Source organism: Chromobacterium aquaticum, assembly GCF_021129195.1.
GTDB classification, from domain to species: Bacteria; Pseudomonadota; Gammaproteobacteria; order Burkholderiales; family Chromobacteriaceae; genus Chromobacterium; species Chromobacterium aquaticum.
Genome location: NZ_JAJOHW010000003.1, coordinates 1 through 9,964, shown reverse-complemented (window position 1 = coordinate 9,964; position 9,964 = coordinate 1). Strand labels below are relative to the sequence as shown.

The window sequence follows — 9,964 nt, the reverse complement described above, 5'->3', positions numbered from 1 at the left end:
CAAGGACGGAAAGACCGCCAAGGAACAGACCGGCCGCCAGCCCTTGCTGGTTCTGTCCGCGCCGGCCGGCATCGCCAGCCTGAGCCAGCAAAGCCAGACCGTGGCGGCGGGAACCAATCTGGACCTGGTGGCGCAGCGCGACACCAATCAAACCTCGGGCCGGCGCTGGCTGCACAATGTGGGCCAGCACATCAGCCTGTTCGTCACTGGTCTGCAAGACAAGATTTCTCTGAAGCTGATCGCCGCCAAGGGCAAGGTGCAGATGTTGGCGCAGAGCGACAGCGTCGAGGTTACAGCGGACAAGGATGTGACGGTGACTGCTTGCAAGGACAGAATCACCGTGGCGGCCAAGCGGGAAATCCTGCTCAACGTCAGCGGCGGCGCTTACATCCGCATCGCCGGCGGCAATATCGAACTGCATTGCCCCGGCAAGGTGTCGGTGAAGGGCGCCAGCCATCAGATGAGCGGGCCGGCGCAAATGACGGTCACGCATCCGGATTATCCGCAGAGCATTCCCAGGATGCCGTTGTCGCTGCGCCTGGATCAATCGCCGCAAGGCGGCAACAGCAGCTGGACCGGCATGCCCTATACCCTGCATGCCGACGGCGGCGAGGTGGAGCGCGGCATCATTGACGAAAGCGGCCACCTGGCGGTCAAACATGCGGTCACCACGCAAAAATACACGGTGGAGCTGGCCAACGGCGTCAAGTTCGATATCCCGGTGGCCAATGAGCTGAGCAAACCGGACAAGGGCGCGCTGGCCAACGCCGGCTTCCATAAAGTCGTGGCCGGCGGCGCGCCGCCGGACGGCCGCGTGGAGCCGGACGAGCATGCGCGCGCGCGCTACCACCGTTTGCTGAATGGCGAGGCCGACGCTTCGCCCGCAGGAGAGTAATAAATGAGCGCGAACACGATAGTCTCCCCGATCTGCGTCAAAGAGCCGCTGCGGGCCAACTTGACCCTGCCCTGGTTTTTGCAGACCAGCGAATACGCGCCCCATGAGGGCAGCTTCCAGCCCCTGGTCAACGGCGAGGCGGCGTTTGCCGCGGTGCATTACGCCATCGCCAAGGCCAAGAAAAACGTCAGCATCATCTGCTGGGGTTTCCAGCCGTCCATGTACTTTGTCCGCAAGGGCGCGGACATGGTGAAGTACGCGGACATCGCGGAAGCCGTGCCGGCGCAGATAGGCAAGCTGCTGGAGCACAAGGCCAAGCAGGGCGTGCAGGTGCGGGTGCTGTGTTTTGCCTCCAAGCCGGCCGGCATGTACGTCAACAGCACCGGCGCCTCAGTGGATGAGTCGCAAACCCCGGGCCGCTGGAGTGTGGGGATTAAGGACAAGCCGGGCTATGAAACCCCGGAGCAGTATAAATACGATTCTCAGTGGTATTCCTGGTATGACGAGGACCAGCCGGCGGCCGGCGCCTCGGACAAGATTGTGCGGGACAGATTTCACAAGGATATCCCCAGTAAATACCTGCATTTCCGCAGCCGCGGCTTTGGCCCTTATACCCGCACTCATATTGCAACGCAGGATTACGACGATAAGGGTTTGAAGAAAAGAACCAAGACCGCCTTGGCGATAGGCCCCAGCCATCACCAGAAAATGGTGTTGGTGGATTACGACGACGCGCAAGCCCATGTCGGTTTCGTCATGGGTCACAATATGCTGGACGAGTACTGGGACACCAATGCCCACAGCGCCAAGCCCAAGGCGCCCAATCTGGGCCGCAACGGCACGGTGGGGCCGCGCGAGGACTTTTCCAGCCTGATCACCGGCCCGGCGGTGGGCAATCTATTCCACAATTTCCGCCGCGCCTGGCGCGACGAAACCAAGGAAGACCTGCCGTTGCCCGGCTGCGGTTTCGGCGGTTACGCGCCGCGGGTGGATGGGCAGGCCAATAAGGCCGCCATGGTGCAACTGCTGCGCACCCAGCCGGAATACAAGAAACAGGACATCAAGAAGCTGTATCTGAAGGCGGTCAACAACGTCACTTCCTACATCTTCATCGAAAACCAGTATTTCCGCTGGCCGCCGCTGGCGGAAAAGATCAAGGATGTGGCCAAGGCGCAGAAGCAGGCCGGCCGCCCTTACCCTATCTATCTGTTCGTGATCACCAATACCAGCGACGCCGGCGTGGGCGCCGGCACGGTCAACACCTACCGGATGCTGGACAGCCTGGGGCGCGCCGATACGATTCCCGGTGTGGCGCGCCAGGAAAAGGCGGATGATGTGGAGGCCAGGCTGGGCCAGGCCAAGCAGGCGGAACGTGAGGCCAAAGTAGTGAGCGCCTTGAACGTCATGGCGCCGGCAAAGCTCAAAAACAAGATCAAGGAAGCGGAGGCAGACGCCACGGCTTATCGCGAGCGTATGGAAAAGGAGTACGAGGCCGCCCAAAAGCCGGACGCCCCCATTGCCGCGGTGGAGCAGCCCGGGCTCAAAACTCATATTTGCTCCATCGTGGCGCCGGACTCCCCTGGGGGGGCATGGGCTGAAACTTACATCCACGCCAAGCTGATGATTATCAACGACGCTTTTCTGACGCTGGGCTCGGCCAATATCAACACCCGCAGCATGCAGGTGGACAGCGAGTTGAACATCGCACTGGATCGGCCGGAAATCTCCAAGCCGCTGCGCCAGGAGTTGTGGGGGAGGCATACAAATCACCGGGAAGGAGCAAATCCAGACCGAATGGATAAAGAAAATGATGCAAAGGTAGTGTTTAAGGCTTGGCGGAATATTTTGGATGCCAACTATAAGGCTTTCAAATTTGGTAAACCACCAGTAGCGGCCCTACGTGAGTTTCTCCGTACGGACCCCGCCCGGAGCAATAGTGATTAAGCCCGCATTTCTGACCCTGATTCTGACCCTGAGCCTGGCCGCCTGCGGCGGCGCCAAGGAGCGTTCCGTGCCTGATTTGAAAGAAGTCGAAGCCAAGCTGGCCTTCAACTGCGTATATGAGAAAGACCATTTGCCGGCCTTGACTCCGGAGGCGGAGCAGTTATACCGCTACGCCCGCTGGTTGCAGAAGAACCAGATCGAGAAGGAAGACCCGCTGCGCTTCCCGGAGATGGAGCGTTATTACCGCATCGCCACGGCTCACGGCCATTACAAGGCCAATCTGGACTTGCGCGACATGATAGGGCGGGGCACGGCGCGTAGTGAGGACCCGGTCAAGGAAACGCTGGACCTGACCCAGGAACTGATAGACCGCGGCATTCCCGGCGGCTACTACGATATGGGGCGTTATCTGAAGGCCGGTTACGGCGTGAAACAGGACGAGGAACTGGCCAACCGCTACTACCGCAAGGCGGCGGACCTGGGCAGCCCGGAGGCGCAGTATCTGGTGGGAGACAAGCTGACGAGTTTGACGATCGCGCAACCAGGCCCCTTTGCTATTGGAACCCAAATGCTGAAGTGTGCTGGTGAGCAGGGGCATGGGATTGCTGCGAAGGAGTATGCAGTTCAAATGCAGGGAGAGAATAATTCAGAGGCAGTGAGGTTTTTCCAGCTGGCTGTGAAGAGTGGGGATGAAGCATCTGCGTTTAATTTGGAAAATGGTTTTGGTCCTATTACTGATGCTAACAAACAATGGAATGATTTGAGTCTGAAGCAGGATGATGAACGCCGTCGTCGTTACAAGATCATCGGCGATGTTCTCAGCGACTACTCCTACGCTCATCCCAAGGTGCCGGAATTGGACGAGATCGTGCCGCTGCCACCGGCCCCGTTGCCGGCCTGGGACGGCAAGCTGAAGTGGTTGGAGGCGTTCAAGGCCAATGTGCCGCCGGAAAAACCGTCGGAAGCCTTGATGAGCCAACTGGCCGCGGCCAAGGGCCTGGACCCTAAGACCGGACGGCCGCTGAACGGCAAGCATGGTTAAAACGCTGTACGCCTTGTCGCTGTTGGGGGCTCTGGCCGCCTGCGGCGCCAAGGAGCGTTCCGTGCCGGACTTGAAAGCAGTCGAAGCCAAGCTGGCCTTCAACTGCGCGTATGAGAAAGACCATCTGCCGGCCTTGACCCCGGAAGCGGAGCAGTTATACCGCTACGCCCGCTGGTTGCAGAAGAAGCAGATCGAGAAGGAAGACCCGCTGCGTTTCCCGGAGATGGAGCGTTATTACCGCATCGCCACGGCTCACGGCCATTACAAGGCCAATCTGGAGCTGCGCGACATGATAGGGCGGGGCACGGCGCGCAGTGAGGACCCGATCAAGGAAACGCTGGACCTGACCCAGGAGCTGATAGACCGCGGCATTCCCGGCGGCTACTACGATATGGGGCGTTATCTGAAGGCCGGCTACGGCGTGAAGCAGGACGAGGAGCTGGCCAACCGCTACTACCGCAAGGCGGCGGACCTGGGCAGCCCGGAAGCGCAGTATCTGGTGGGAGACAAGCTGACGAGTTTGACGATCGCGCAACCAGGCCCCTTTGCTATTGGAACCCAAATGCTGAAGTGTGCTGGTGAGCAGGGGCATGGAAAGGCGGCAAAGGAGTATGCCTACCTAATAGCAGGAAAAGATAATGAAGAATCTGTCAAATTCTTCCAGCTTGCTACCAAATGGGGAGATGAGGCTGCTCCTTACAAGTTACAAAAGGGTTTTGGCCCAATAGCAGATTCAAATAAGGAGAGGTTTGGCCTGGGGCTGAAGCAGGATGATGAGCGTAGCCGCCGCTACAAAATCATTAGCGATGTTCTCAGCGACTACTCCTACGCCCACCCCAAGGTGCCGGAACTGGACGAGATCGTGCCGCTGCCGCCGGCCCCGCTGCCGGCTTGGGACGGCAAGCTCAAGTGGCTGGAAGCGTTCAAGGCCAATGTGCCGCCGGAAAAACCGTCGGAAGCCCTGATGAGCCAACTGGCCGCGGCCAAGGGACTGGACCCAAAGGCCGGACGGCCGCTGGGCGGGCGGCGCGACTGACGCCGGTTTTGCAGGGGGTCGCGGCCCGTTCGCGCTGAACTGACAGCCGTCACCCCCGCCGAACCCCTGCGGCCGGGGGGACTCAGACTCTATGTGCCGGCTGTCTGGCCGGCCACATCCCTTCCCATTCCCCTCCTGGAGATTCTTCATGACGCCCATCCTGTTCAATACCTATCGCTCGGTCCAAGGCTTCAACAAACGCGTCCGTTTCCTGATCCTGCATTACACCGCGCTGGACTTCGCCGGCTCCATCAAGGCGCTGACCGGCTCCGGCCAGGTGAGCGCGCATTATCTGGCGCCGGACCCTTGCGACCCCAGCTATCAGCAGGCCGGCTTCAAGCAGATGAATCTGTTCAATCTGGTGGACGAGAACGACCGCGCCTGGCATGCCGGCGCCAGCGCCTGGGATGGCCGCAGCAATCTGAACGATTCGTCCATCGGCGTGGAAATCGTCAATCTGGCGCGGGAGGAGAAGGGTGGCATGGTGTTTCCGCCCTATCACCCGCAGCAGGTGGAGGCGGTGACGGAATTGGCGCGGAACATCCTGGCGCGCTATCCGGACATCAGTCCGGTGAACGTGCTGGGCCATTCCGACATCGCCGTGGGCCGCAAGAGCGATCCGGGGCCGATGTTCCCGTGGCGGGAACTGCACCAGGCCGGGGTGGGCGCGTGGCCGGAGGCGGAGACGCAGCGTAAATACGCGCAGCGGTTCCAGCAACAGGGCTTGCCCGGCCGGGAGAAGATGCTGGAGGCGTTCAAGCATTACGGCTACGAGGTGGCGGCGGCGGGCGGCGACGCCGGCTTCGCCGCCCTGGTGCGCGCCTTCCAGATGCATTTCCGCGCCGGCGATTACAGCGGGGCGTTGGACGTGGAGACCGCTGCCATCCTGTTCGCCCTGCTGGAGCGTTATTGGCCTAAGCGTCTGGCCCTGATCAAGCTTTGACGCGTCTTGTACTCCGAGCGGCTAACAAACCCCACGCAGGATCAGGGGTTTTGTTAGCGGGTCTTATTTGGCGGCGGCCGGGATGAAGGAGAACTCCTGGATCACGATTTCCACTTCCTTGCCGTCCTTGGGCGGCCGTCCCTGGAACAGCCATAGATTGATGTGCGGCGGCAGCGGCTGCTGCGGCACCAGGCGCGAGGGGTCCGCCGGGGCGAAGTTCCAGCGCGCCATTTCGTACTGGTCGCCGTCCTGGTGGCCGTGCAGCGATTGGTAGAGCACACTGCTGGCGTTCCAGTTGAAGCGGTGGGTGCTGTAGTCGCCGTTGAGGTGCGGTTCAAAGGCGTAGGAGGTGGGCTTGGGGCCGGGCACGGCCGGGTAGACGGTGTAGTTGCCCATCGGGTTTTGCCGATTGCCCCAGCGGGCGAATTCGATGTCGATTTCATTGCTGGCGTCCGGGCCCACGTCCGGCGTCGGGTAGTTGAACAGGCCCAGCACGATGTTGTCGTCGAACAGGTCCGGCCGGCCTATCAGCTTGAACTGGTAGCGGCCAAAGCCCAGCCGCTGAGGCAGGTAGACCTCGGCGCTGCTCCACTTGCCGCCGCGTTGGGCGATCTTCAGGTGGAGCCGGCCCTGGGCGTCCACCCAGGCGTTGTTCTCGTCCCAGTCGTTGGGGCCGGGGCCGCTTTGGATCTGGTTGCGGACTTCCCAGGCGTAGCCGGAGAAATTCAGGGTCTTGGCCTGGGCCAGGCCGGAGGCGGCCAGGGCGGCGGCGATGAGCAGGCAGTAAAGTCGGGGCATGGTTTTCCTTTATCGGTGGCCTGGCCGTGACCAGGCGCTTGCGCTGGCGGGACAGTCTGCTTGGAATATAATGCCAAATGATTTTTTTGGTGGGTAAATACTTAAGAACCTGTTCACGATCTCGCGAGCTAAGGTGAGACAAGGCGAAAACGGCTGAGAAAGGGGAGTGTACATACGGTACATGAGCATTTCGAAGACGCACTCACCGTGTCGCCCCTCACAACGCACAGCAGATCGTAAACAGGTTCTAAGGAACAGGCCGTGCGCGCGTCTGAACCATTGACCCACCGGCGCGGTCAAGCTTTAGGTAGCGTCAAGCCTAGGCGCTGCGGGGTAGGACTTGCAGCGGCGGCGTTCATCATGCGAGGAGTGCGATTGTGTTGACCATGGGGTTTCTGAGCTGGTTGTTTGGCGATGAGAATCTGATGTCGCTGCTGGCGCAGAACTGGGTGCTGGGGGTGTGGATAGTGGCCGCCATCGTGTTTTGCGAAACCGGCCTGGTGGTATTGCCCTTCCTGCCCGGCGACGGCCTGCTGTTCGCCACCGGCGCCTTGCTGGGCGTGCAGGGGGTGTCGCCGTGGTGGCCGATGGGCGTGATCACGCTGGCGGCCATTCTGGGCGATCTGCTGAATTACAGCATAGGCCGTTCCGCGCTGGGGCAGACGCTGATCCGGCGCGGCTGGGTCAAGCCGCAGCATTTGGCCAAGACCCAGGCCTTTTTCGATCGTTACGGCGCGCCCACCATCACCATCGGCCGCTTCGTGCCCATCGTGCGCACGGTGGCGCCGTTTCTGGCCGGGCTGTCCGGCATGTGCCCGCGCCGTTTCGCCTGCTACAACGTGCTGGGCGCGGTGATCTGGTGCGGCGGGCTGGTGTCCATGGGGTATTGGCTGGGCGGCATTCCCTGGGTGCAGGACAATATGCTGTGGCTGGTGCTGGGCATGGTGGCCTTGCTATTGCTGCCGCCCTTGTGGCAGTGGCGGCGCAGCCGCCGTCTGGCGGGCTGATGGTGTTTGCAAGCGGTTCAGGATCAGGCGAGCAAGAGCGGGGCGTTGTTAATGCGCTGTGTTTGGCGATCTCGCTTTTGCTCGCGAGACTTGGACAGGCTCTTAGATGAGCGATGCGCGCGGTGCAACACGCCTTGCCGCCTGCTCCAGGCTAGCCCGCGCGATCACGCGGTGGAACGGTGTGATGGCCGCGAGGTATGTCCGTCCCAGTAAGTTATGGCAATGCACGACGGATACCACGACGAGTTCCCTGCGGCCTGCCGCGCCAGCGCGCTGCTGGATCGCGAGCCGGAAGTCGAGATGACGATCATCCGCGCCCATTACCAGTTCCTCCAAACTCTTGGACTGCAGTGGAAAGAAGCCGATCACCGTCCCCTGCGCCGCCGCGGCAATACCCACCGCACGAGACGATTTGACGCCGACTGGCGCCATGATCATGTCGCGCGCCCGCGTCAGCGCGCGAATCCACCACGCCTGCTGCTCGAAGCCCGCGCGGGCCAATACTTCGATATCGTCGCTGGCCCCCGCCGGTAACTGAATCGCATACGCGTCTACCAGATCCGCGCCCTTGTAAAGCGGCGCCAGGGTACTGTCGGATGGCACGGGTATCGCATGCGCCTTATGGATATGGTTCATCAACTCATCTCCCTACGGTTTGGGTTTGGCGTGAGTCTGCGCTAGACCTTGCTTTTCCGCGCCATCAACACGCCGCGAGCCGTCCGCCCCGGGAACGATGGATGCGTCTGCCACGCAGTCGCAATCGACAGGACGTCGCGGTCTAGCCTGAAGAACCTCCGTTGCTCGGTGCCGACCCAGGCGGGATGCCAAGCGGTGTCGACCTGGATGATGAGTTTGTCCTCACCCTCAACACGGCACAGACCGGAATAAGCGATCATCGCCTCGAAAAGGGCTGCCGGATCATGATTCGGACGTTCTTGGGAGGTGAGTATCGACATGATCCTGTCGCGTTCTATGACGATATGGCCGAGCGGCGCGCGGCCGTAAGTGTCCACGCACTCGCCTGTGTCCTGGAACTCAAGCTGAAAAGACACAATCCGCCACCATCCGGACAAGGGCTGGGCTTGGATATCAGGCATGGCATCTCCTTTCTCGCTCTTGCTCGCGAGACTTTGGACAGGCTGTTAGCACGTCAGCATCACCGCCACATACACGCCGATGGCCAGCAGGCTGACGCAGGTGCCGCAGGCGATGGGCCCGGCCGAGCGGCCGCTTTTCAGGTAATGGGTTTCCAGCACGATGATGTTGGCCGCCGGCGGCAGCAGGCACAGCAGATAGAGGGTGGGCCGGTTTTCCGTCACCAGCGCGATGTCGAAGCGGCCGCACAGCAGGATGAACAGGCTGAGCAGCAGGGCCAGCGCCGCGGCGCGCGCGGCGAAGTTGCGCAGCGCCAGTTTGAAGTCCGCCAGCCGGAGCCGGGCGCCGGAGAGCCAGATGCCCAGAATCGCCATTCCCAGGAAACTCATCAGCCATTTCAGCGCTTCGTAGCCAGGCCGCGCGTAGTGTTCCAGCGCCGGCCCCAAGGGCAGGCAGGCGAGGCCGACCAGCAGCGCCCACACCGGTGGCGCCTGCAGCGTCTGGCGCAGCCGCGCGCGCCAGTGCTGGCCCTGGGCCAGCAGGCCCACGCCGATGGCGTTGCCAAACAAGGAACTGCCGACATAGGCGGCGATGATGACCATGGCGGCGCCGTCGCCAAACAGCGCGCTGGCCACCGGCAGTCCCAGCCAGCCGATATTCAGATAGCAGAAACACAGATTGTGCACCGGGTCGCGGCTGATGCGGCGTCCCAGCAGCAAGAGCAGCGCCATGATGGCGGCGATGCCGGCCATGACCGCGAACACGCCGGGGCGATGGGTGGCGATGTTGTAGATGATGACCAGCGGGATCACCCATTTGCTCAGCAGCGCCGAAGCCCGCGCCTTGACGTCGAAGGGCGCGCGCCCCAGCCCCAGACCGATCAGCAGATAGGCGAGCGGGGCGAAGAGGGATAGGGGCATTGCGCATTCCTGTGACGGGCGGATGGTGGCAGGCGCACTCTAGGCCCGTCTCTCGGGAAATGTCAATGGAATGAACGTATCAGCGTGGACCGAGCAGCCGTTGTAGCGTGGCCTCGGTGGGCACGCCCTGGACTTTCTGCAAGCGGCCTTGGGCATCGCGGTAGAAGGAGGCCGGGGTGGCGAACACGCCCAGCCGTTCCATCAATTGCTGATTGGCCGCCAATTTGGCGCTGACGGCGGCCGGCGGCTTGGCCAGCGGCTGCACCGGCGTGCCGGATTCGTGG

At 61.9% G+C, this 9,964-nt stretch carries 10 protein-coding genes and 1 pseudogene; 6 read left to right on the top strand and 5 right to left on the bottom strand.

Annotated elements, in window-relative coordinates; translation table 11 throughout:
• From LQT98_RS00120 to LQT98_RS00100, 5 genes are all read left to right on the top strand, one after another.
• Nucleotides 1–895, top strand: an 895-nt coding sequence (locus LQT98_RS00120; RefSeq protein WP_231460692.1) for a DUF2345 domain-containing protein, incomplete at its 5' end; no start/stop codon positions are given.
• 3 nt (nucleotides 896–898) lie between these two features.
• Entirely contained in the window at nucleotides 899–2,839 is a 1,941-nt protein-coding gene (locus LQT98_RS00115) for a phospholipase D-like domain-containing protein (RefSeq protein ID WP_231460691.1), read from the top strand.
• A 67-nt stretch (nucleotides 2,840–2,906) separates the two neighbouring features.
• Nucleotides 2,907–3,881 carry an SEL1-like repeat protein gene (locus LQT98_RS00110; protein ID WP_231460690.1) on the top strand — a complete coding sequence of 325 codons (975 nt, stop codon included), beginning with the start codon at nucleotides 2,907–2,909 and terminating at the stop codon, nucleotides 3,879–3,881.
• Nucleotides 3,874–4,917 carry an SEL1-like repeat protein gene (locus LQT98_RS00105; protein ID WP_231460689.1) on the top strand — a complete coding sequence of 348 codons (1,044 nt, stop codon included), beginning with the start codon at nucleotides 3,874–3,876 and terminating at the stop codon, nucleotides 4,915–4,917. The genes LQT98_RS00110 and LQT98_RS00105 overlap by 8 nt, the downstream gene beginning before the upstream one ends.
• A gap of 148 nt (nucleotides 4,918–5,065) precedes the next feature.
• The gene (locus tag LQT98_RS00100; RefSeq protein ID WP_231460688.1) at nucleotides 5,066–5,860 is read left to right on the top strand and encodes an N-acetylmuramoyl-L-alanine amidase; all 795 of its coding nucleotides are present in this window, start codon (nucleotides 5,066–5,068) and stop codon (nucleotides 5,858–5,860) included.
• Nucleotides 5,861–5,923: 63 nt separating this feature from the next.
• Here the strand turns inward: LQT98_RS00100 and LQT98_RS00095 are convergent, their stop codons facing one another.
• Nucleotides 5,924–6,658, bottom strand: a complete 735-nt coding sequence (locus tag LQT98_RS00095; protein WP_231460687.1) for a glycoside hydrolase family 16 protein — start codon at nucleotides 6,656–6,658, stop codon at nucleotides 5,924–5,926.
• A 386-nt stretch (nucleotides 6,659–7,044) separates the two neighbouring features.
• Here LQT98_RS00095 and LQT98_RS00090 point away from each other — a divergent pair, with 386 nt between their 5' ends.
• The gene (locus LQT98_RS00090) at nucleotides 7,045–7,665 is read left to right on the top strand and encodes a VTT domain-containing protein (RefSeq protein ID WP_231460693.1); all 621 of its coding nucleotides are present in this window, start codon (nucleotides 7,045–7,047) and stop codon (nucleotides 7,663–7,665) included.
• A gap of 102 nt (nucleotides 7,666–7,767) precedes the next feature.
• Here LQT98_RS00090 and LQT98_RS00085 read toward each other — a convergent pair whose 3' ends face one another.
• The 4 genes and pseudogenes from LQT98_RS00085 to LQT98_RS00070 all read right to left on the bottom strand — a co-directional run.
• A complete protein-coding gene (locus LQT98_RS00085; RefSeq protein ID WP_231460686.1) occupies nucleotides 7,768–8,301 on the bottom strand; it encodes a DUF2867 domain-containing protein in 534 nt (177 codons plus the stop codon).
• Between the two features lie 41 nt (nucleotides 8,302–8,342).
• Nucleotides 8,343–8,762, bottom strand: a complete 420-nt coding sequence (locus LQT98_RS00080; protein WP_231460685.1) for a lipocalin-like domain-containing protein — start codon at nucleotides 8,760–8,762, stop codon at nucleotides 8,343–8,345.
• A gap of 45 nt (nucleotides 8,763–8,807) precedes the next feature.
• Nucleotides 8,808–9,680 (bottom strand): AEC family transporter, encoded by an 873-nt coding sequence (locus tag LQT98_RS00075; protein ID WP_231460684.1) that lies wholly within the window; start codon nucleotides 9,678–9,680, stop codon nucleotides 8,808–8,810.
• 79 nt (nucleotides 9,681–9,759) lie between these two features.
• Nucleotides 9,760–9,964 (bottom strand): annotated as a pseudogene (locus LQT98_RS00070) (thiol:disulfide interchange protein DsbG); the annotation flags it as partial.